This window comes from Alkalibacillus filiformis (assembly GCF_030814115.1).
In the GTDB taxonomy this organism is placed as follows: domain Bacteria; phylum Bacillota; class Bacilli; order Bacillales; family Alkalibacillaceae; genus Alkalibacillus; species Alkalibacillus filiformis.
Window position 1 is genome coordinate 1 of record NZ_JAUSUP010000010.1, and the last position, 20,770, is coordinate 20,770.

Here is a 20,770-nt window from a genome sequence, read left to right on the forward strand (position 1 = left end):
GCTTTTTTTCTGGCATAATTACCCCTACCTTTTCTAGACTTAATTTCATGGAAACATTTTGCCTTAGAGTGTGTCCAATTTTGATACTAACCTTAATAGTAGAAGTCTAGATGCTCATAAAGTGGTTCAAGATGCTCAAAGTAGAAGTATAGATGCTCATAAAGCGGTTCAAGATGCTCAAAATAGAAGTCTAGGTGCTCACAAAACGGTTCAAAAAATCTCAAAGTTATCGTTGAAATTTCAAATAAGACAAACAAAAAAGGCTGGCGCAATGCCAGCCTTTTTATTATGACTTAAAGATTAATCGTTAATTGTTACATCTTTAAGCTGATAAATACCTAATGCGTCTACCCAGAAACCATCAACTTCTTCTCTTACACCAGTTAGGTAGTTCTGGTGGTGAACGTAAAGCATAGGAGCGATTTCAGTTAATAGCTCTTGTACTTCAGTGTAGATCTCTTGACGTGCTTCAGGGTCACCTTCACGACGACCAGCATCTAGAAGTTCATCTAGTTCTGGGTCATCAGTGAATGTACGGTTACCTGTTGCACCCATAGCGCTTGAATGGAATAGAGCGTATAGACCATAGTCAGCGTCAGCTGTTACTGTAGACCAACCTAGTACGAACATGTCATGTTCACCGTTAGCTGTACGGTCTAGGTAAGCACCCCATTCTAGCTCTTCGATTTCAACATCGATTCCGTAATCACCTAATACGTCTTGAACGTATAGAGCAGTTTCTACACGTTGCTCATTATCGTTAGTCCATAGTGTCGTTTCGAAACCATCACCGTAACCAGCTTCCTCTAGAAGCTCTTGAGCACGGTCAGAATCATAACCTAAACCAGATACGTTATCGTCATAACCGAAAACGTCTGGAGCTAATGGACCAATAGCTGGAATACCATTACCATCATAGATACCTTCAATGATTTCCTCTTGGTTTACAGCTAAGTTAATAGCTTGACGTACACGAGCATCATCAAAAGGTTCTTTTTCCATGTTGAACCCAATGTAAGATAAGCTTACAGATTCTTGAGTGTTAACATATGCGTCTTCTAAAGCTTCTACGTTAGAAACGTCAGTTGGCTGAATTGGATCAGCAATGTGAGAGTTGTAAGTTTCTAACTCTGCTAAACGAGCGCCAGGCTCAGGAATAACCTTGAACGTTACAGCACCTGGAAGTGCATTTTCACCCCAGTAATCTTCGAAACGCTCTAGAGTCGTTTCTTCACCAGAAGTACGCTCAAATAATTGGAAGTAGCCAGTACCGTGTGGGTTGCTTGCTACATAAGTACCAACATATTCAGCGATGTCTCCTGATACTTCTTCAAATTCTTCGCCACCTTCAGCGCGAAGCTCATAGTATTCTTCTACTGACATATCATAACCAGCTTCTTCTAAAGCTTGCTCGTAGTCAGTTGTGATTGCTTCTTCACTAATCATACCACCAGCATCGTGAGCTAAGTGAGCTAATAGTGGAGCAAATGGATATTCAGTTGTAATGTGAACTTCATAGTCACCTTCAACTGATACTTCTTCAATCATCTGGTATAGGAAAGTACGTGGAGACGCCATTGCAGGGTCTAGTACACGCTCTAGGTTAGCTTTTACTGCAGATGCTGTAAACTCTGAACCATCATGGAATTGTACTCCTTCACGTAGAGTGAAAGCCCAAGTAGTATCGTCTACTTCTTCCCAATCAGTTGCAAGACCTTCAACGATTTCCATATCTTCGTCTTGCTTAACTAGTGTTTCATAAATGTTACTACGAACGTTACTAGAAGGAACGTCGTTGTCTCCGTGTGGATCTAATGAAACTAAGTCTGAAGATACTGCAAGGATTAGATGATCGCCATCAACGTCGATATCAGCATCCACATCATCACCAGCTTCTTCGTCATCTCCACCAGCTTCTTCGCCTGTATCTGGATCTTCGTCAGTACCTGGATCCTCGTCACCAGTACCATCACCAGCACAAGCTGCTAGAAATAGTGAGAAAACTAGCATTACGGCTAATAGCCAAAATGTTTTGTTTGACTTCATGCTTGTGTTACCCCCTTGGTAATTTATAAGTATTTGAGTAGCCTAAATTATTAGGCATGCCCTCAAACATAATATAAATCATTTTCAAACTATTAGCAAGGTTATATTTTGTCAAAATTAATTTGTAATTGTTAATATAAAGACTCTATATAATGAAGAAACTATGTTTTTTTGATTATATTCAATATTATTAGCAAATTCTGAATAGACTTAATTTGGGGTAAATTATTGTATTATTCGAAATGTACGTTTATGATAGTTGAGAAAGTAGACTCACTAAAATATTTTTACCAAGAAACGACATAAAAAAGCGCTTACATTTGTGGTAGAATATTTAAAGTGAGGGTTCACAAAAATTAAATATTCAAAATTTTCGATGGTTAAAAAAAGGGGGTATAAGCTGTGTCAAATCAACAGGTAGAAGAAGGCGTACAACAAAAAGTTGAAAATCCAAGAGTTAAATCAGTAAAGGATTTTTACAAACGCCTAGCAAAAAATAAAGCAGCCTTGATTGGTTTTTACACCATTTTATTTTTAATAGTTGTATCAATTATAGGTCCTTTGCTAACGTCAAACCATCCGAATGATACGGATGTTATGAACAGATTCGAAGGCCCTTCAGCAGAGTTTTGGTTCGGCACGGACCATATGGGGCGTGACATATTTACGAGAATCATTCACGGTATGTCATTAACGTTAGGAATTGGTTTTGCCTCAGTAATTATGGGGGCGCTAATTGGTATCCCGATCGGTATCATCTCGGGTTATTACGGTGGTCGCATTGATAACATTATTATGAGGTTTATTGATATTCTTTTAGCTTTCCCAGGTATTTTACTAGCTTTAGCAATTGTAAGTATTTTAGGTGGAAGCTTAATAAACGTAACGATTGCCGTAGCTATTTATGCTGTACCAGGTTTCGCCCGTATTATTCGTGGTTCAACATTGGCAGCGAAAAAGCTTGAGTATGTTGATGCGATCCGAGCTTTAGGTGCAGGTGATGGACGAATCATCTTTAAGCACATTTTACCAAACGTATTATCACCAGTTATTGTTAACGCGACACTTTATATTGCAACAGCAATCTTAACAGCAGCTGGTCTATCCTTCTTAGGTATGGGTGCACAGCCACCAACGCCAGAGTGGGGCGCGATGTTAAATGATGGTAGAGGTTATATGAGAGATGCAGGGTATATCGCATTTTTCCCAGGTGCATTTATCGTTATTGTCGTATTAGCGTTTAACATCTTTGGTGATGGTTTACGTGATGCGTTAGATCCAAAAATGAAAAAGTAGAAAAGAGGTGCAAAATAGATGACTGTATATATAATCCGTCGTATCCTGCAACTGATTCCGGTATTGTTAGGTGTTACGGTTTTAGTGTTCCTTTTAATGCACTTAACGCCTGGTAACCCGGCCCAGTTGATGGCAGGGGAGAATGCTCCACCTGAGATGGTTGCGCAAATTGAAAACCGTTTAGGATTAAATGATCCATTGCCGGTGCAGTATTTTGATTATGTTGTAGGTGTTGTCCAAGGTGACCTTGGAACGTCCATGCGTTACAACACACCAGTAATTGATGAGGTAGCTCCTCGTTTTTGGGTAACAATAGAGTTAGCATTATACGCTACGGTATTAAGTATTTTCTTAGGTTTAATTGCAGGTATTATCTCTGCGGTACGCCAGTATTCAGTAGCTGACGTATCGATTATGATTGTTGCACTATTCGGTTTATCCATGCCGAACTTCTGGTTAGGCTTAATGTTAATGCAGTGGTTCTCTATTAACTTGGGCTGGTTCCCGCCAACAGGTTGGGGTTCACCAGAGCAAATATTACTACCAGTTATAACCTTAGGTACAGCCGGTGCAGCTATTATTGCACGTATGACACGTTCAAGTATGCTTGAGGTTATTTCACAAGACTATATTCGTACAGCACGTGCTAAAGGTGTTAAAGAACGTATTATCATTTATAAGCACGCGCTTAAAAACGCACTAATCCCGGTTGTAACTGTTGTCGGTCTACAATTCGGTGCATTATTAGCCGGTGCAGTTTTAACTGAGGAAGTATTCGCAATTAACGGAATGGGTAGGTTATTAGTTGACTCTATTATGAACCGTGACTTCCCAGTTGTTCAGGCGTGTATTCTAATTATTTCAGTCGTATTCGTTGTAGTTAACTTATTAGTCGATATTTCTTATAAATTCCTTAACAAGCGTATTGATCTTAACGATTAATTGATAGAAAGCGAGGTGTAGGATCATGAGTGATGAGAAAATTTTAGAAGTTAAAGACTTAAGAACGTCTTTCTTCATAGAAGGAAATGAAATTAAAGCTGTTGACGGTGTTACTTTTGACGTTCCTAAAGGTAAAACGTTAGGAATTGTAGGTGAATCAGGTTCTGGTAAAAGTATTAGTGCATTATCAATCCTTCAATTAATCGATTCGCCAGGTGAAATCGTCGGTGGAGAAATAAACTTCAAGGGTCAAAACCTTTTAGATTATAGTGAAGCACAAATGCGTAAAGTGCGAGGTAACCAAATTTCAATGATCTTCCAGGAGCCAATGACGTCACTAAACCCTGTTTATACAATTGGTCAACAAATTCGTGAAGCATTGAAAATTCACCGCGGTCTTGATAAGAAAGACGGTACAGAAAAATCGATTGAATTACTAGAGTTAGTAGGAATTCCGTCACCGAGAAAGCGTGTAACGCAGTATCCGTTCGAATTATCAGGTGGTATGCGCCAGCGTGTTATGATTGCAATGGCATTAGCATGTAATCCTGAATTATTAATTGCAGACGAGCCTACTACAGCGCTAGACGTTACGATTCAGGCACAAATTTTAGAGTTAATTAAAGAGTTACAGGACGAAATGGGCATGTCTGTTGTTATGATCACGCACGACTTAGGTGTTGTAGCAGAGACTTGTGATTATGTTGCCGTTATGTACTGCGGAAAAGTTGTTGAATACGCAGACGTTAAGACGTTATTCAAAAATCCAAGGCACCCATATACAGTAGGTCTATTAAATTCACTACCACGTAGTGATGTGGACCAAGAAGAATTAATTCCTATTGAAGGTACAGTTCCAGCGCCACATGAGATGCCTGATGGTTGTCGATTCGCGCCACGTTGCCCATTTGCAACTGATTTATGCCACAGCGAACTACCAAACCTAGATGACGTTGGTGAAGGTGAACAAGTTCGTTGCTGGATCTACACAGATGAATGGGATGGCGATCCGGAGGTGAAAGTGTATGAGCCAGAAAAAAGAACTTCTGAAGATTAATAATTTAAAACAATATTTCCCGATTAAAGGTGGAGTCTTAGGTCGTACGGTAAATAACGTAAAAGCTGTTGACGATGTTTCATTCACAATTTATGAAGGTGAAACAGTGAGTGTTGTTGGTGAGTCCGGTTGTGGTAAATCAACGACAGGACGTGCTATTTTGCGATTAGATGACCCTACTGACGGGACAATCGAATTTGATGGTACTGATTTACTTTCTTTAAATAAGAAAGAAATGCGTAAAATGCGTAAAGACTTACAAATTATTTTCCAAGACCCTTACGCATCTTTAAACCCACGTATGACAGTACGTCAAACGTTAAACGAAGCGATGGAAATCCAAAGCGCAGTGCCACGTGATGAGCGTAATGACCGTATTGCAGAATTAATGGAAACAGTCGGTTTACAGCCACACCAAGCTGACCGTTTCCCACACGAATTCTCAGGTGGTCAGCGTCAACGTATCGGTATTGCTCGTGCACTTTCAGTTAATCCGAAGTTAATTGTTTGTGACGAAGCAGTTTCTGCATTGGACGTATCGATTCAAGCACAGGTATTAAACCTGTTAAAGAAATTCCAAAATGAGTGGAATTTGACGTATTTATTTATCGCGCACGACTTAGGTGTTGTACGTCACATCTCAGATCGTATTATCGTTATGTATTTAGGGAAAATTGTTGAGATTGGTGACACGAAATCAATTTTCGAAAACCCTCAACACCCTTATACAAAAGCTTTATTATCAGCAATTCCTGTACCGGATCCAGAAAAGAAAACAGAGCGTATTTTCTTACAAGGTGATGTCCCTTCACCAATCGATCCGCCAACGGGTTGTCGCTTCCACACAAGGTGTCCATTTGCGACAGATAAGTGTGCTGAAGAAGTACCAGAATTGCGTAATGAAGACTACATGACTGATGGTCACGCAGCAGCTTGTCACTATATTAAAGCTATTGAATCTGGTGAACATCAGCCAACGAGAGAAACATCAAAAGTAAGAGATGTATAAGCTATGGTAACAGGGAGAGGTCATCTCCCTGTTTTCTTTTATGCTTTAAAGTGTCTTATTGATAAGAAACTTATGTAACGTGGTTTCCCCATAACTGCTTAAATCATGTTATGATACATATTGGGAAAACTACATTATGACAACTTTTTAGGAGGTAATTTAATGCCTAGTGAAACTTTAGATCGTTTTTTAAATGAAAATTTACAAGAGTTAAAAGATCAAGGACTTTACAATGAAATTGATCCTGTAGAAGGTGCGAATGGGCCTGAAATTACAATCAATGGTCAGAAATTAATAAACCTTTCCTCAAATAACTATCTTGGACTAGCAACTGACGAAAGACTTAAAGAAGTTGCTCAACAAGCAGTTGATTCTCACGGTGTAGGAGCAGGTGCAGTACGTACAATTAACGGTACACTTGATTTACACGTTAAGTTAGAGGAGAAAATTGCAGAGTTTAAAGGAACTGAGAGTGCAATTGCATACCAGTCTGGATTTAACTGCAATATGGCGGCGATCTCAGCCGTGATGGATAAAAATGATGCGATTCTATCTGATTCGTTAAACCACGCATCAATTATTGATGGTTGTCGTTTATCTAAAGCGAAAATTATTCCTTACGGTCACAATGACATGGAAGATCTTCGTCAAAAAGCGAAAGAAGCTACAGAGTCTGGCCAATACAACAAAGTAATGGTGATTACAGATGGTGTCTTCTCGATGGATGGCGACGTTGCAAAATTGCCTGAAATTGTAGAGATTGCTGAAGAATTTGACTTAATTACTTACGTAGATGATGCTCACGGTTCAGGTGTTCTAGGTAAAGGTGCTGGAACAGTTAAGCATTTCGGACTTCAAGACAAAATTGATTTCCAAATGGGTACATTATCTAAAGCGATTGGAGTTGTTGGAGGATACGTTGCAGGTAAACAAGAATTAGTAGACTGGCTAAAAGTACGCTCAAGACCTTTCTTATTCTCAACATCTTTATCACCTGCAGATGTAACAGCATCGACAAAAGCAATCGACATACTAATGGAGTCAACTGAGCTATACGATAAGATGTGGGAAAATGGAAATTACTTAAAAGAGGGCTTAAAAGGATTAGGTTTTAATATTGGTGAAAGTGAAACGCCAATTACGCCTTGTGTAATTGGTGATGAGAAGACGACACAACAATTTAGTAAGCGCCTAAACGAAGAAGGTGTTTATGCTAAAGCCATCGTTTTCCCAACTGTTCCACGTGGTACTGGACGTGTAAGAAATATGCCAACAGCAGCACATACAAAAGAGATGTTAGATAATGCCATTAAGATCTATGAAAAAGTCGGTAAAGAAATGGGCGTTATCTAAAAGCTTACAAGGGGATAGGAGGAACTATTACGATGAAGAAGATTTTAGTAACCGGCTCACTTGGCCAAATCGGTTCAGAGCTAACGATGGCTTTGCGTAATCAGTACGGTGCAGACAATGTTATTGCAACCGACATTCGTGAAGCTGATAGCCCAGTTGTGACGGAAGGCCCTTTTGAAACTTTGGATGTCATGCAAGGTAAAGAAATGCATGACATTGCAAACAAATACCAAGTTGATACAGTTATTCATTTAGCTGCTTTATTGTCAGCTAAAGCTGAAAGTAACCCACAATTGGCTTGGAATTTAAATATGAACGGTCTTATGAATGCATTAGAAGTGGCACGTGAACTTGATGCAAAGTTCTTTACACCAAGTTCGATCGGCGCGTTTGGTCCAACAACACCTAAAGACTTAACACCACAGCTTACAATCCAACGTCCAACAACGATGTATGGAGTGAATAAAGTAGCTGGTGAACTTTTATCTGATTATTACTTCCAACGTTTCGGCGTTGATACACGTGGTGTACGTTTCCCAGGTTTGATTTCGTATGTGACAGAACCAGGTGGTGGGACTACGGACTATGCAGTTGAAGTCTATTACGAAGCGTTAAAGAATAAGCATTATACATCTTATATTGGTCAAGGAACTCATATGGATATGATGTACATGCCTGATGCTGTTAAAGCGATTATCGATTTAATGGAAGCTGACCCATCTAAGCTTGTCAATCGTAATGCGTACAACGTTACAGCGATGAGCGCTGCACCTGAACATTTTGAACAGGCGATCCAAAAGCATATTCCTGAGTTCACACTAGATTATGAAGTAGACCCAGTAAGACAACAAATTGCCGACAGCTGGCCAAACTCAATTGATGCCTCTAAAGCAAAAGAAGAATGGGGCTTCTCAATCGATTACGATATCGACAGAATGAGTGAGGATATGTTAGAGAAATTAAAAACTAAATTAAATGTTTCTTTGTAAATAGAGGTTGGGACAAAAGATTTGCAGTGTAATGAAAACACGAGGAGTTAGCCAATCAGCTTAATTAAGCATAGAGCAGTCGCTTAGCGGAATCAAAATGCGTAGACTCCTGTGGGAGCAAAGGCCTGGGTGAGACCCCGTGGGATGCACCTGCGTCTTCTAGCTAATCTTTGAAGCATGCTTCCTCGGTGCAAAGCACAAGAGAAGATGACTCGAAGTAGTAGCTTGGCTCACACCAGCCGCCCCTGCATAGAAAACACTGCGACAAGCGACCTTAGGAAGCTTGAGCAGATGTTGCCCTTGTGCCCTGTGGGTAAAAGCGAAGCATTTTGATGGAGCGATAATCAGAAAAAGTCAAACCCGAACGAATTCAGATTATGATTTCGTTCGGGTTTTGTGTATTAACAATTAGTTCTGACTCAACCTAATTAGTTAAACGTCTCATCTAAACAACTGGCATAAAACTCAATAAACTCTTGGTGCTTAACTAAATCTTCATCACGCGTTGTTTCTAACAGCTTTTGTGCCATAATCTCCATCGCCAAATCATAATCACCTAAATTGTACAACGTAAACGCAAAATAAACATACATCGGGTTATAACTTGGATATTCACTCATACCAACCTCTAACGTTTCTTTCGCTTTATCATACAATCCAACAGCACGATAACTAATTCCAAGGCGAAGCAATGCTTCCTTTCTTTCTCCCTCATTTAAAGAAAGGTCTAATGCTTGTTGGTAAAAAGTGATCGCTTGGGGGAACATCTCAAGTTGCTCGTGTACATAGGCAGCAGCTAATAACGTTTCATGATCTTCAGGGTGGCTTTGAACGAGTTCTGCGAAAATAGGTTGTGCCTCAGAAAAATTTCCTTCTTCTTTCAACTTTAAAGCATTTTGTCGTTGTGTCATTTTGAGAATCTCCTTTTTCTATATCCTTCTATAGTTTTAGCAAAACTAATCCCTCATTTCAAATAAAGGACTTTTTTCAATACCAAGTATAATAATTTTTTAAAAGTAGCAAATAACATGATTAGAAGGTAAATAACTTTACCTATAACATGTCAGCATAAAATGGCTTTAAATTTCGCCAAATTTTAGCACTTTTTAAGTAAACAAAAATTTTGACGAAATATGTCTTTTTAAACTACAATTTAAAACTAATTGTGCGAAAACCTTAATAGCGGAAAGGAGCTGGAGGTAAACATCATTCGTACAGTTATATAAAAGCTTTTTACAGGAGGAAAAGGATGAAGAAAAAGTATTATACCGATGAGTATTTAGGAACAGGCACACAATGGGGCCCGTTTGCGATCAGTGGAGGGTTCTTGCTTTTATTCTTATTATTAGCTTTCTTTACGCCAGATTTCGCATCTGAGGCTGTAAGTGCATCATTCGATTTTTCAGCTAGGTACTTCGGTTTATTTTGGCAATTATTAATGCTTGCAACATTGATTGTCAGTTTGATTTTAATGTTCTCACGTTATGGACGTGTCCGTTTAGGTAATAAAGAAGAGCCACAGTACGGTAACTTCCGTTGGGTGGCGATGATTTTAACGACGTTATTAGCAGCAGGTGGTGTTTTTTGGGCAGCAAGTGAGCCAATTCAACACTATTTAGATACACCTCCTCTGTTTAATTCAGATGGAATGAGTGAATGGGAACGTGTTGTACCAGGTATGTCACAAGCCTTCTTCCACTGGGGATTCTCAGCTTGGGCTGTGTTAGGTACGGTAGCAACGATTGTGATTATGTATGCACACTATCATAAAGGTATGCCGTTAAAGCCAAGAACGATGCTTTACCCATTATTAGGGGATAAAGTGTTCAAACGCTTTAATTTCTGGGGTGTATTAGCAGACGTTACATCAATTATTGCAGTAGCTGCTGGTACAATTGGTGCGATCGGATTTTTAGGATTACAAGCAGCTTACGCATTTGAAGATATATTTGGTGTTCCAAGTACGTTATTTACACAAATATCATTTATCGTTATTTTAGTGACGATTGCGACGATTTCAGCGATTACTGGTGTCGATCGTGGTATTCAAATATTAAGTCGATTTAATGTTAGCTTTGCGGTTGTTTTAATGATTATCATTTTAATTGTTGGTCCAACGATGTTCATTTTAGATGCATTCGTTACCGCAGAAGCTTTCCAATTACAAAATTATTTAATGATGAGCTTAACACGAGGCGATGAAGTATGGTTAGCATGGTGGACCGTCTTCTTCTGGGGTTGGTTTATTGGCTTCGGACCGATGATGGCGATCTTTATTAGTCGTATTTCAAGAGGTCGTACAATTCGTGAGCTTGTCGTAGCGGTAGCTATTATGGCTCCGATTGTAAGTAACTTCTGGTTTGCAACGATTGGAGGTACAGGAGTTTGGTTTGAAATCCAAAACCCTGAGAGTATTTCTGTTCCGCTGGCCGAAGTCGGACAAGAGGCTGCGGTTGCATCGATTTTAGAGCAGTTACCGTTTGGAGGTTTATTGGCCTTTGGTTTCTTGATTGTAACGGTGATCTTCGTTGCTACAACAACAGACTCGATGTCCTATGCCTCAGCAGTAGCCGTGACAGGTAATGATGAACCGAGCACTTATGTTCGTGTATTCTGGGCTCTTCTATTTGGTGCCATTGCTATTGCGTTAATTACAATTGGTGAAGGTAGCGGTGATAGTATCGGTATGTTACAAAACTTTATCGTTGTAACCGCCGTACCAGTGTCACTCTTATTGCTCCCGCCAATTTGGGATTCAGTTAAAGTGGCCAAAAGGCTTGCTGAAGAACAAGGAATTAAAAAGAAAGATGATTAAATAATTAAGCTTACTGGTGAGAGCCAGTAAGCTTTTTCTTTGAGTATTTCTTTATGTATTCAACCGGTTGAGGTGGTATACTAAGCTCGTAATGAACAAAGATTAATGTTAAGTAAATTGTCTTAACTTAATAAAGACTTAAAAGGTAGGGTGACACGATGGAAGCAAAACCGTGTATTCATTCATTAACTGTAAAAAATTCACACGTATTACCTCCAGATACGAATAGTCATGGGACATTATTCGGTGGTAAATTAATGGCTTATATGGACGATGTAGCAGCGATCGCCTCAACACGTCATGCAAGAACACCAGTTGTAACAGCTTCAACGGATTCGGTCGACTTTTTAGCACCAGTACAAGAAGGCAGTACAATTTGCTTAGAAGCGTTCGTCACATGGACGCACAATACTTCTATGGAAGTGTTCGTTAAAGCCATTACTGAAAACTTACTGACGGGTGAACGTCATGTTTGTACGACAGCTTTCTTAACGATGGTTGCAATTGACGAAAACGGCAAACCAACTCAAGTGCCTTCAGTGTATCCTGAATCTGAGGAAGAAAAGTGGTTACATGAAGGGGCGAAAGAGCGCGCCGACTATCGTAAAAAGCGCCGTGAAGAATCGAAGACATTGGCAGAAAAGTTTGGTGCAGACTTTCCTTGGGACCCAACTTCAAATCGAAAGGCATAACATAACAGTAAGGGCATACATTCATAATGACCTATATTGACACTTTTTCAAAATTGTTTTACAATTTTGATTAGTGAAGAGAATTGTGGTGTTAATATGGTTAGGCAACAAAGTATCGGAATCGGAAAATGTGCCCTTCAGTTAGTATTAGCCAGTAGTGATGAGATCGAAGGGTTAAAGTCCGAGATAAACGAGACAACTTTTCAGTATTGTTTAGGTAAAACTGGATCAATGGATTTACAAAAAGTTGTATCAGCCATTGAGACAGCAGCTAAGCGCAATCACATTATTGAAGAAGGTTTGTACCGAGAGATGCATGCGCTTTACCATGCCATTTTAGAAGCGGTGCAAGGTGTGACAAGAGGCCAAGTACAACTTGGAGACGTGATGCGTACAGTTGGATTGAGATTTGCTGTCGTTCGAGGGAAACCTTATGAAAACGAACAAGAAGGAGAATGGATTGCTGTTGCGCTTTATGGAACAATTGGCGCACCAATTCGTGGACTCGAGCATGAGACAGCAGGTTTAGGAATTAATCACATATAACGAAATGCCCATGAGTAATGAGATATTAGGGGGCTTATTCTTGAATGTAATCAAGGATAAGTCCCTTTTTTATGTTTAATGGAGGTGGTCGTGTGGAGATTAATGGACATTCGTTAACGTTAAATGAGATCAAGCGTGTTGTTTACCATTTTGAAACCGTTACCATATCAGAAACTTCACTTCAAAATGTGATTGAAAGTCGAAAAATGATTGAAACAGCTGTTGAGCAACATGACGTCATTTACGGCATTAATACAGGGTTTGGTAAGTTTAGTGATGTCGAAATCGATGAACAAGATTTAGATGAACTGCAGATGAATCTAATTTATTCACATGCTTGTGGAGTCGGGGAGCCATTTTCTAAAGAAGTAAGTCGTGCGATGGTTTTACTTCGAGCCAACGCTCTATTAAAAGGTTACTCAGGAGTAAGGCCGATTGTCATTGAGAAGTTAGTTGAGATGCTAAATAAAGACATCACACCTGTGATCCCGTCGCAAGGGTCACTCGGGGCAAGTGGGGACTTAGCGCCACTTGCACACTTGGCTCTCGTATTATTAGGTGACGGTGAAGTGCTTCATGACAGTGAAATTAAGCCAGCTCAAGAGGTTTTAGGAGAGAAAGGATTCACCCCGATTCAGTTAAAGGCAAAAGAAGGCTTAGCACTCATTAACGGAACACAGGCGATGACAGCTGTAGGTGCTTTAACTTATTTAGAAGCAGAAGAAACGTTAAAACAATCTGAACAAATTGCTGCAATGACGATGGAAGGATTAGAAAGCATTATTTGTGCTTTTGACCCAAAAATTCACGACGTTCGAGGGCACAAAGAACAAATTGAAGTGGCTGAACGTGTGAGAGGTTTTTTGCATGATAGCCAACTTGTGACAAAGCAAGGTGAAAAACGTGTGCAAGATGCCTATTCCATACGGTGCATACCACAAGTGTTAGGTGCATCATGGCAAACGTTAAATTACGTTAAAGAAAAGCTGGAAGTTGAGATCAATGCTGCAACAGACAACCCGTTAATTTTTACAGATGAGGGAGAAGTACTTTCTGGCGGAAATTTTCACGGACAACCGATCGCTATTGCAATGGACTTACTTAAAATTGGTATGGCAGAAGTGGCCAATATGTCAGAGCGACGGATTGAACGACTCGTTAACCCACAATTAAATGATTTGCCACCATTTTTAAGTCCAAAACCTGGCTTGCAATCTGGTGCGATGATTATGCAATATACAGCCGCATCACTCGTATCAGAAAACAAGACGTTAGCACACCCAGCGAGTGTTGACTCTATACCATCTTCAGCTAACCAAGAAGACCACGTCAGCATGGGTACAATTGGAGCAAGGCATGCCAATCAAATCGTTCAAAACGCTCATCGCGTAATTGCAATCGAACTCATTTGCGCGATGCAAGCAGTTGAAGTTAGAGGAGTTGAAAAATTGGCTCAAGCAACACGTGAACTTTACACGAAGGCGCGTGACGTCGTTCCGAGCATTAAACATGATCGAGCATTTTCAAAAGACATCGAAGCGTTAACGGAGTGGTTGCGGGAGCAAGATGTAAAGCCTGTATCACAAAGCTAACGAAACAAACATGAAGGTCCTATGGATGAGCATATAGTCATTATAAAAAGGAGGAACTCATAATGGTAGAAGGAATTAAAAAGATCCGTGCACCACGAGGGAGTGAACTGAATACGAAAGGGTGGGTCCAAGAAGCGGCATTGCGTATGCTGATGAACAACTTGGACCCTGAAGTAGCCGAAAATCCAGACGAGCTAGTCGTCTACGGTGGGATTGGCAAAGCCGCTCGTAATTGGGAAAGTTATGAAGCAATCATTAAAACGTTAAAAGATTTAGAAGAGGACGAGACGTTACTCGTTCAATCGGGTAAGCCGGTAGCGGTATTTAAGTCGCATAAAGACGCCCCGCGTGTTTTGCTCGCTAACTCCAATTTAGTTTCAGCTTGGGCGAATTGGGATCATTTCCGTGAGTTAGAGAAGAAAGGTCTCATGATGTATGGCCAAATGACAGCAGGAAGTTGGATCTATATTGGAACACAAGGGATTTTGCAAGGAACGTATGAAACGTTTGCTGAAGCAGCTCGCCAACATTTTAACGGTTCACTCAAAGGAACGCTCACTGTAACAGCTGGATTAGGCGGGATGGGTGGTGCGCAACCGTTAGCCGTCACGATGAACGAAGGAGTTGTCATCGCCATTGAGGTAGACGAAGAAAGAATAAAACGCCGAATTGAGCACCGTTATTTACACAAAATGACGAACTCACTTGATGAAGCATTAGACATGGCGCGTGAAGCTCAAGCAAAAGATAAACCGTTATCAATTGGGCTTTTAGGAAATGCAGCTGAATTGTTGCCCGAGTTAGTGAAGCGCGGCGTAACGCCAGACTTAGTGACCGACCAAACCTCTGCACATGACCCGTTAAACGGTTACTTACCTACGGGTTACTCACTAGATGAAGGGTCTGTCTTGCGTGATTCGAACCCAGATGAGTATTTGTCTTTATCGCGCAAATCAATTAAAAAGCACGTCCAAGCGATGCTCGACTTACAAAAGGCAGGTTCTGTCACGTTTGATTACGGGAACAACATTCGTCAGGAAGCTTATGATGAAGGGTTAAAAGGTGCGTTTGATTTTCCAGGCTTTGTGCCAGCCTTTATTCGTCCGCAATTTTGTGAAGGAAAAGGCCCTTTCCGTTGGGCGGCGTTATCAGGAGACCCTGAAGATATTTATAAAATTGATGAAGTATTATTACGTGAGTTTTCGTATAACGAGCATTTATGTAAATGGATTCGTATGGCGCGTGAACAAGTCGCTTTTCAAGGCTTGCCATCACGTATTTGCTGGCTAGGTTATGGCGAGCGTGCTCGTTTTGGGAAAATCATTAACGACATGATTGCTTCAGGTGAACTTTCCGCACCGATTGTCATCGGGCGTGATCATCTTGATGCTGGTTCAGTAGCTTCACCAAATCGTGAGACAGAATCGATGAAAGACGGAAGTGACGCTGTTGCCGACTGGCCGATTTTAAATGCGTTAATTAATAGCGTAAACGGAGCTAGCTGGGTATCAGTTCACCACGGTGGAGGCGTTGGTATGGGGTATTCTTTACATGCTGGCATGGTTATCGTCGCTGATGGGACGGAAGATGCGAATGAGCGTCTCGATCGCGTCTTAACATCTGACCCTGGCATGGGAGTCGCGCGCCACGTCGATGCGGGCTATGAACTAGCTGAAGAAACCGCTCGGGAAAAAGGCGTCGATATTCCTCTGCTAGATTAGTATAGTTCGCCTGAGAATTAGGGCGAATTTGAGATTTTTCGGGCGAAATTCTATTTTTTCAGGCGAACGCCTAATTAATTAAGGGTTCGCCTAATCCCAACGTGAGAAAACTATGAGGAGGCAATGAACATGGCAACACTTTTATATAATATCGGACAACTATTAACGATGGATCAATACGACGGTCAAGTGCGCGGCAAAGACATGAGCAAACTACCAGTCTATGAAAACTACGCAGTATTAATCGAGGGCGGTATGGTGAGTAAAATTGGACCTTCTTCCCAATTAGAAAATGAGCCGGCAGAGGAGAAAATCGACTGTGAAGGACGCCTTGTGACACCTGGTATCGTCGAGCCGCATACGCACTTAGTATTTGGGGGTTCTCGCGAGCACGAAATGGCACTAAAGCAGCAAGGTGTTCCGTATCTAGACATTTTAAAGCAAGGTGGCGGCATTCTATCGACTGTTAGGGCAACGCGCGAAACGTCAGAACAAGAGCTTTATAAAAAAGCGATGTTCCACCTTGATCGTATGGCAAGCTACGGCATTACGACAGTGGAGGCGAAAAGCGGTTACGGGATGGACCGTGAAACAGAACTCAAGCAGCTCCGCGTTGCAAATGAAGTCGGCAAAGACCACCCACTTGAAGTCGTCTCGACGTTTTTAGGAGCGCATGCTATTACGGAGGGGTATAAAGATAATCCTGATGCGCTACTCGATGAAATGGCTGCCATGTTCCCACAAATTAAAGAGGAAGGCTTAGCTGAGTTTGTCGACATTTTTACGGAAAAAGGTGTGTTCACAGTCGAACAGTCGCGTCGTTATTTAAACAAGGCGAAGGAGTATGGCTTTGATGTAAAATTACACGCTGATGAAATTGCGCCTTTAGGTGGCACACAGCTTGCAGTGGAATTAGGAGCACGTTCAGGTGACCACTTAGCTGTCGCAACAGATGAAGGAATTGAACAACTAGCAAACTCTGATACAATCGGTGTCTTACTACCAGGAACGATTTTCTATTTAGGAAAAGGAGACTTTGCGCGTGCAAGAGACATGATTGAAGCGGGGGCAACCGTTGCGATCTCAACTGACTTCAATCCGGGAAGCTCTGTCACCGAAAACATTCAGCTCATTATGTCACTTGCCGCATTAAGGATGCGCATGACACCAGAAGAAATCTGGTATGCAGTGACGACCAATGCAGCTTACGCCATCAACCGAGGTGACGTTGCAGGTAAAATTAAAGAAGGACGCCAAGCAGACATCGTCATTTGGGATGCGCCAAACTACAAGTACATTCCATACCATTACGGCGTCAATCACGTAAACACCGTGTTCAAAGCTGGTAAAAAGCTCTACACACGAGGTGGTCTCAATGTCTAACTATTTAAAACCTGCTGGAAAAGCTATTTTTAAAGATTCATATACAACTAAAATGAATGAACTATTTATAGAACCGAATGGAAGCAAAAGTCGCTACGGCATTTTAGGAGCGCCACTATCCAAACCATCGATCAGTCACTCTGGTGCAGCCTTTGCACCAGGGGCTATTCGCCAAGCGATGGGAAGTTACTCGACTTTTTCTAAAGAAATTAGCTACGATTTTCAAGGCGAAAACGTCATCGACTTCGGTGACGTTGAAATGCATCCGACTAACATTTTAGATTCACAAGATAGAATCTATCAGGCAACGAAGTCTGTTCTAGATCAAGAAGAAGCGGAACAGTTAATCGTATTAGGTGGCGATCACTCTGTAAGTTTTCCATCAATAAAAGCTCACCACGAAAAATACGGTACAATCGGTGTCATCCAGTTCGATGCCCACCACGACCTTCGCAATTTAGACGATGGTGGCCCGACAAATGGCACGCCTTTTCGTCGCTCGATTGAAAATGGCGTGTTAAAAGGTGAACACATCGTCCAAATCGGTATTCGTGATTTTACAAATGCGAAAGGCTACGATGACTATGCCAAAGAACAAGGCGTCACGGTTTATACGATGGAAGATGTGATGACGAACAATATAGATGAAATGATCCAACAAGCGCTTCAAAAACTAGAAAACAAAGTCGACCTTATTTATTTATCCGTTGATATGGACGTATTAGACCAAGCTTTTGCACCAGGCTGTCCAGCGATTGGCCCAGGTGGAATGGACAGTCATTCGTTAATGAAAGCAGTCCAAACAGCTGCGCAACATGACAAAGTACAAGCGATGGACATCGTTGAAATCGACCCAACGATTGATTTTCGTAATATGACGAGCCGAGTAGCCGCTCACGTCATCTTTTCATATTGGAAAGGAAAAGTACTAGGAAAATAGAAGGATATCTTGCTAGATGTATAGAATTTAAATAATAACCGTATAATAGAGAAAAAGATTATTAGTCTAAAATTCGAGGTGTCAAAAGTGAATAAATTAAGGTGGCTATTGCTAACAACTTTTTTGATTGGATCAGGAACAGCAGGCTATTTCGCAGTTGAAGCGAATAGTGAAAGTGGAGAGTTTCTCGACATCTCCCACACAGGCGCTCATGCGAGTCTGTTTGAGGAGTACCACGATGTTTATATTGGTAAGCAGTTAAGGTGGACTGGTGAGCAAATGCCAACCATTCAAGACGTTAACATTATAAAAGATGACGGCACGGTACTAAGTAATGGTGACGAATCGATTCACATTGAACTCTTTTTTGATCCTCATAATGAAACGGAGTTGTTTTACGGCTTTAGCCCAGAAATGCGAGAAGTAGTAGGGGAATACGAGCGCCCTAGCGACTTCACACTATCAGAACGCACGACCACGATTGTGTTTAAAGTGACATTGCATGAAACGAATTATCAGTTTGACTTAGACTATATACAAATCGAATATGAAGTCAATGATCAAGAATACGCTCAGGAAATTCCACTGAGAAGTTTCGTTTTTCACCATTAAAAGACTAGGAAGCTATTTCCTAGTCTTTATCATTTTCGTGACATTTGAATCTCATGAATTGCAAGAAAACTCTTATAAGGTTTACAATGAACTTGATCCTTTTAAATGGAGTGATTTAAATGACAAAAGAAGAAATCCAAACACAAATTGATCAGTTAAAGATGGATTATATTCGAATTCAAGGTGATCTAGATAAATTAGAAGCAAACGGTGGCAACGTGGCGATGTTAGAAAAATCGCTAAACCGCATCGAGGACGAGCTGGCTTCATTAAGAAAGCAAATGAATCGTGTAGATTAAAGTTAAATAAAAGCTGGGGTTAGTCAATTGACCCCAGTTTTATTTTGGTCTTTTTGTTCGTTATCAAGAATAAAACCGAGCGAAATATTAAGATAAATGGAGTATTCAGCACATAAACAGTTAATTTGGTTCTTTAAAAAGAATATTTGGAGGTATTTAACATTTTGAATAATCTGTAAAGTGAACTATAATTACAAATGGTTGTTCGTAATAAAGAACAAACCTCTATAAACATTTGAGGGTGTTGGTCTTGGCTAAAAAAGTCTGGAAATGGTCTTTAAATATAGTTCTTAGTTTATTAGCTGTCTTATTGTTACTTACTGTTTACACAAGCTTCCAAGCGAATAATAATCCAGGAAATGTACCGACTTTTTTTGGCATAACACCATTAACGATCTTGTCGGATAGTATGGACCCAGAATTCATTTCTGGTGATCTAGTATTTATTAAGAATACCGAAGCTACAAAGATTAGTTCAGGAGACATTATCACCTATCAACTAGGAGATATGTTAGTGACTCATAGAGTAATAGACAGAGTAGAGCAAGATGGGGTAATTGAATATGAAACAAAAGGTGACAACGTAGAATTACCAGACCAAAGTCTCGTGTCAGAGCAAAACCTAGTAGGAGAATATGTGTTCAAAATCCCGAAAGCTGGTCATCTTATGCAGTTTGCCTCAACGCCTATGGGGACATTGGTACTCTTTGGAATACCGTTTGTTTTGTATGTAGCTGTAGAAATTTATGATCGTGTCAAACGAAGAAACGATCGTGAACAAGAAGCAGCTTGATGAACTTAGTAACAATTAATTTTTTTATAAATCTGTTGGGAGGAGAATGATTATGAAAAACACGAAGAAGGTTTTGGGTACGCTAGCATTAACAGGTGCCATTTTAGCAGGGGGAGCATTTGGGACGTATTCGTATTTCTCGGATGAAGATAGTACAACGGGGAGTGTAGAAGCTGGTACATTGGGGATTTCAGTAGGTGAACTATTTAGTGAAGAGAATTTTGCGCCAGGTAAAACAGCTAGTGCAACTCCTGAAGTAACCAATGAAGGTTCTTTACCAATGTTTGTCGGATATAACTTTGATATTGAAGTTAGTGATGGGCATGGAGAAAAATATTATTTGGAGATCAAATTGCCTGGTGAGGAAGAAGGAACTAAAAAAACAGTAGATGGTTGGAATGCATACTTTGCTGAAGAAGATTGGAACTACCTTGATGAAGCGCTGCTTGATGGTGAAGCTTTAGAGTTAGAAGTAATAGCTTCTCTAGATGAAAGTGCTGGAAATGATTATCAAGAGTCTGAAATAAATGTAACACTTAATGTAATGGGTGTTCAGCAGTTCGATTTTGATTATTCAGCAGACGCTTTTGAAGCTTGGAATGAAGAACACGGTAACTAGTAGTAAGTAGAGTTTAATAAAGTGACCTGTTTCAAGGTCACTTTATCCTTATTCATAATGAGGTGC

At 40.5% G+C, this 20,770-nt stretch carries 19 protein-coding genes; 17 read left to right on the forward strand and 2 right to left on the reverse strand.

The genetic code is table 11. From position 1 onward, the window contains the following. Positions 1 to 300: 300 nt before the first annotated feature. The gene (locus J2R98_RS11770) at positions 301 to 2,046 is read right to left on the reverse strand and encodes a glutathione ABC transporter substrate-binding protein (protein ID WP_307069226.1); all 1,746 of its coding nucleotides are present in this window, start codon (positions 2,044 to 2,046) and stop codon (positions 301 to 303) included. Between the two features lie 402 nt (positions 2,047 to 2,448). Between J2R98_RS11770 and J2R98_RS11775 the strand changes: the two genes are divergently transcribed. From J2R98_RS11775 to J2R98_RS11800, 6 genes are all read left to right on the forward strand, one after another. Further along, positions 2,449 to 3,342 (forward strand): ABC transporter permease, encoded by an 894-nt coding sequence (locus J2R98_RS11775; protein WP_307069229.1) that lies wholly within the window; start codon positions 2,449 to 2,451, stop codon positions 3,340 to 3,342. An 18-nt stretch (positions 3,343 to 3,360) separates the two neighbouring features. Beyond that, a complete protein-coding gene (locus J2R98_RS11780; RefSeq protein WP_307069231.1) occupies positions 3,361 to 4,284 on the forward strand; it encodes an ABC transporter permease in 924 nt (307 codons plus the stop codon). Positions 4,285 to 4,309: 25 nt separating this feature from the next. Beyond that, the gene (locus J2R98_RS11785; protein ID WP_307069234.1) at positions 4,310 to 5,341 is read left to right on the forward strand and encodes an ABC transporter ATP-binding protein; all 1,032 of its coding nucleotides are present in this window, start codon (positions 4,310 to 4,312) and stop codon (positions 5,339 to 5,341) included. After that, positions 5,310 to 6,350, forward strand: coding sequence for an ABC transporter ATP-binding protein (locus tag J2R98_RS11790; RefSeq protein ID WP_307069236.1), 1,041 nt, complete (start codon positions 5,310 to 5,312; stop codon positions 6,348 to 6,350). Before J2R98_RS11785 ends, J2R98_RS11790 begins: the two co-directional genes overlap by 32 nt. 162 nt (positions 6,351 to 6,512) lie before the next feature. Then, positions 6,513 to 7,703, forward strand: a complete 1,191-nt coding sequence (locus J2R98_RS11795; protein WP_307069238.1) for a glycine C-acetyltransferase — start codon at positions 6,513 to 6,515, stop codon at positions 7,701 to 7,703. A gap of 32 nt (positions 7,704 to 7,735) precedes the next feature. After that, entirely contained in the window at positions 7,736 to 8,692 is a 957-nt protein-coding gene (locus J2R98_RS11800; protein WP_307069241.1) for an L-threonine 3-dehydrogenase, read from the forward strand. Between the two features lie 428 nt (positions 8,693 to 9,120). On the opposite strand, the gene J2R98_RS11805 is transcribed toward J2R98_RS11800, so the two are convergent. Further along, on the reverse strand, positions 9,121 to 9,603 hold the full coding sequence (locus J2R98_RS11805; RefSeq protein WP_307069243.1) for a tetratricopeptide repeat protein: 483 nt from the start codon (positions 9,601 to 9,603) through the stop codon (positions 9,121 to 9,123). A gap of 338 nt (positions 9,604 to 9,941) precedes the next feature. Here J2R98_RS11805 and J2R98_RS11810 point away from each other — a divergent pair, with 338 nt between their 5' ends. The 11 genes from J2R98_RS11810 (at position 9,942) to J2R98_RS11860 (ending at position 20,704) form a co-directional block, all read left to right on the forward strand. After that, positions 9,942 to 11,507, forward strand: a complete 1,566-nt coding sequence (locus tag J2R98_RS11810) for a BCCT family transporter (RefSeq protein ID WP_307069244.1) — start codon at positions 9,942 to 9,944, stop codon at positions 11,505 to 11,507. Positions 11,508 to 11,665: 158 nt separating this feature from the next. Beyond that, positions 11,666 to 12,199: an acyl-CoA thioesterase gene (locus J2R98_RS11815; RefSeq protein ID WP_146813368.1), complete on the forward strand. Its 534-nt coding sequence runs from the start codon at positions 11,666 to 11,668 to the stop codon at positions 12,197 to 12,199. 96 nt (positions 12,200 to 12,295) lie between these two features. Continuing rightward, complete coding sequence (hutP, locus tag J2R98_RS11820) at positions 12,296 to 12,745, forward strand: histidine utilization transcription antiterminator HutP (RefSeq protein WP_307069249.1); 450 nt, start codon at positions 12,296 to 12,298, stop codon at positions 12,743 to 12,745. 71 nt (positions 12,746 to 12,816) lie between these two features. Then, positions 12,817 to 14,337, forward strand: a complete 1,521-nt coding sequence (gene hutH / locus J2R98_RS11825) for a histidine ammonia-lyase (RefSeq protein WP_307069251.1) — start codon at positions 12,817 to 12,819, stop codon at positions 14,335 to 14,337. A gap of 62 nt (positions 14,338 to 14,399) precedes the next feature. Next, positions 14,400 to 16,058: a urocanate hydratase gene (hutU, locus tag J2R98_RS11830; RefSeq protein ID WP_307069253.1), complete on the forward strand. Its 1,659-nt coding sequence runs from the start codon at positions 14,400 to 14,402 to the stop codon at positions 16,056 to 16,058. A 129-nt stretch (positions 16,059 to 16,187) separates the two neighbouring features. Continuing rightward, the gene (hutI, locus tag J2R98_RS11835) at positions 16,188 to 17,441 is read left to right on the forward strand and encodes an imidazolonepropionase (RefSeq protein ID WP_307069254.1); all 1,254 of its coding nucleotides are present in this window, start codon (positions 16,188 to 16,190) and stop codon (positions 17,439 to 17,441) included. Next, entirely contained in the window at positions 17,434 to 18,381 is a 948-nt protein-coding gene (hutG, locus tag J2R98_RS11840) for a formimidoylglutamase (protein ID WP_307069255.1), read from the forward strand. The genes hutI and hutG overlap by 8 nt, the downstream gene beginning before the upstream one ends. Positions 18,382 to 18,489: 108 nt before the next feature. After that, positions 18,490 to 18,993, forward strand: a complete 504-nt coding sequence (locus J2R98_RS11845) for a hypothetical protein (protein ID WP_307069257.1) — start codon at positions 18,490 to 18,492, stop codon at positions 18,991 to 18,993. A 119-nt stretch (positions 18,994 to 19,112) separates the two neighbouring features. Further along, positions 19,113 to 19,292: an SE1832 family protein gene (locus tag J2R98_RS11850; protein ID WP_307069258.1), complete on the forward strand. Its 180-nt coding sequence runs from the start codon at positions 19,113 to 19,115 to the stop codon at positions 19,290 to 19,292. Between the two features lie 250 nt (positions 19,293 to 19,542). Next, positions 19,543 to 20,085, forward strand: coding sequence for a signal peptidase I (locus tag J2R98_RS11855; RefSeq protein WP_307069261.1), 543 nt, complete (start codon positions 19,543 to 19,545; stop codon positions 20,083 to 20,085). Positions 20,086 to 20,137: 52 nt separating this feature from the next. Next, the gene (locus J2R98_RS11860) at positions 20,138 to 20,704 is read left to right on the forward strand and encodes a TasA family protein (protein ID WP_307069264.1); all 567 of its coding nucleotides are present in this window, start codon (positions 20,138 to 20,140) and stop codon (positions 20,702 to 20,704) included. Positions 20,705 to 20,770 lie beyond the last annotated feature (66 nt).

Excerpts from the sequence above, each read along its gene's own strand:
- J2R98_RS11770 (WP_307069226.1), bottom strand. The coding sequence starts at position 2,046 with ATGAAGTCAAACAAAACATTTTGGCTATTAGCCGTAATGCTAGTTTTC.
- J2R98_RS11780 (WP_307069231.1), top strand. The coding sequence starts at position 3,361 with ATGACTGTATATATAATCCGTCGTATCCTGCAACTGATTCCGGTATTG.
- J2R98_RS11785 (WP_307069234.1), top strand. The coding sequence starts at position 4,310 with ATGAGTGATGAGAAAATTTTAGAAGTTAAAGACTTAAGAACGTCTTTC.
- J2R98_RS11790 (WP_307069236.1), top strand. The coding sequence starts at position 5,310 with ATGAGCCAGAAAAAAGAACTTCTGAAGATTAATAATTTAAAACAATAT.
- J2R98_RS11795 (WP_307069238.1), top strand. The coding sequence starts at position 6,513 with ATGCCTAGTGAAACTTTAGATCGTTTTTTAAATGAAAATTTACAAGAG.
- J2R98_RS11800 (WP_307069241.1), top strand. The coding sequence starts at position 7,736 with ATGAAGAAGATTTTAGTAACCGGCTCACTTGGCCAAATCGGTTCAGAG.
- J2R98_RS11805 (WP_307069243.1), bottom strand. The coding sequence starts at position 9,603 with ATGACACAACGACAAAATGCTTTAAAGTTGAAAGAAGAAGGAAATTTT.
- J2R98_RS11810 (WP_307069244.1), top strand. The coding sequence starts at position 9,942 with ATGAAGAAAAAGTATTATACCGATGAGTATTTAGGAACAGGCACACAA.
- J2R98_RS11815 (WP_146813368.1), top strand. The coding sequence starts at position 11,666 with ATGGAAGCAAAACCGTGTATTCATTCATTAACTGTAAAAAATTCACAC.
- hutP (WP_307069249.1), top strand. The coding sequence starts at position 12,296 with ATGGTTAGGCAACAAAGTATCGGAATCGGAAAATGTGCCCTTCAGTTA.
- hutH (WP_307069251.1), top strand. The coding sequence starts at position 12,817 with ATGTTTAATGGAGGTGGTCGTGTGGAGATTAATGGACATTCGTTAACG.
- hutU (WP_307069253.1), top strand. The coding sequence starts at position 14,400 with ATGGTAGAAGGAATTAAAAAGATCCGTGCACCACGAGGGAGTGAACTG.
- hutI (WP_307069254.1), top strand. The coding sequence starts at position 16,188 with ATGGCAACACTTTTATATAATATCGGACAACTATTAACGATGGATCAA.
- hutG (WP_307069255.1), top strand. The coding sequence starts at position 17,434 with ATGTCTAACTATTTAAAACCTGCTGGAAAAGCTATTTTTAAAGATTCA.
- J2R98_RS11850 (WP_307069258.1), top strand. The coding sequence starts at position 19,113 with ATGACAAAAGAAGAAATCCAAACACAAATTGATCAGTTAAAGATGGAT.
- J2R98_RS11860 (WP_307069264.1), top strand. The coding sequence starts at position 20,138 with ATGAAAAACACGAAGAAGGTTTTGGGTACGCTAGCATTAACAGGTGCC.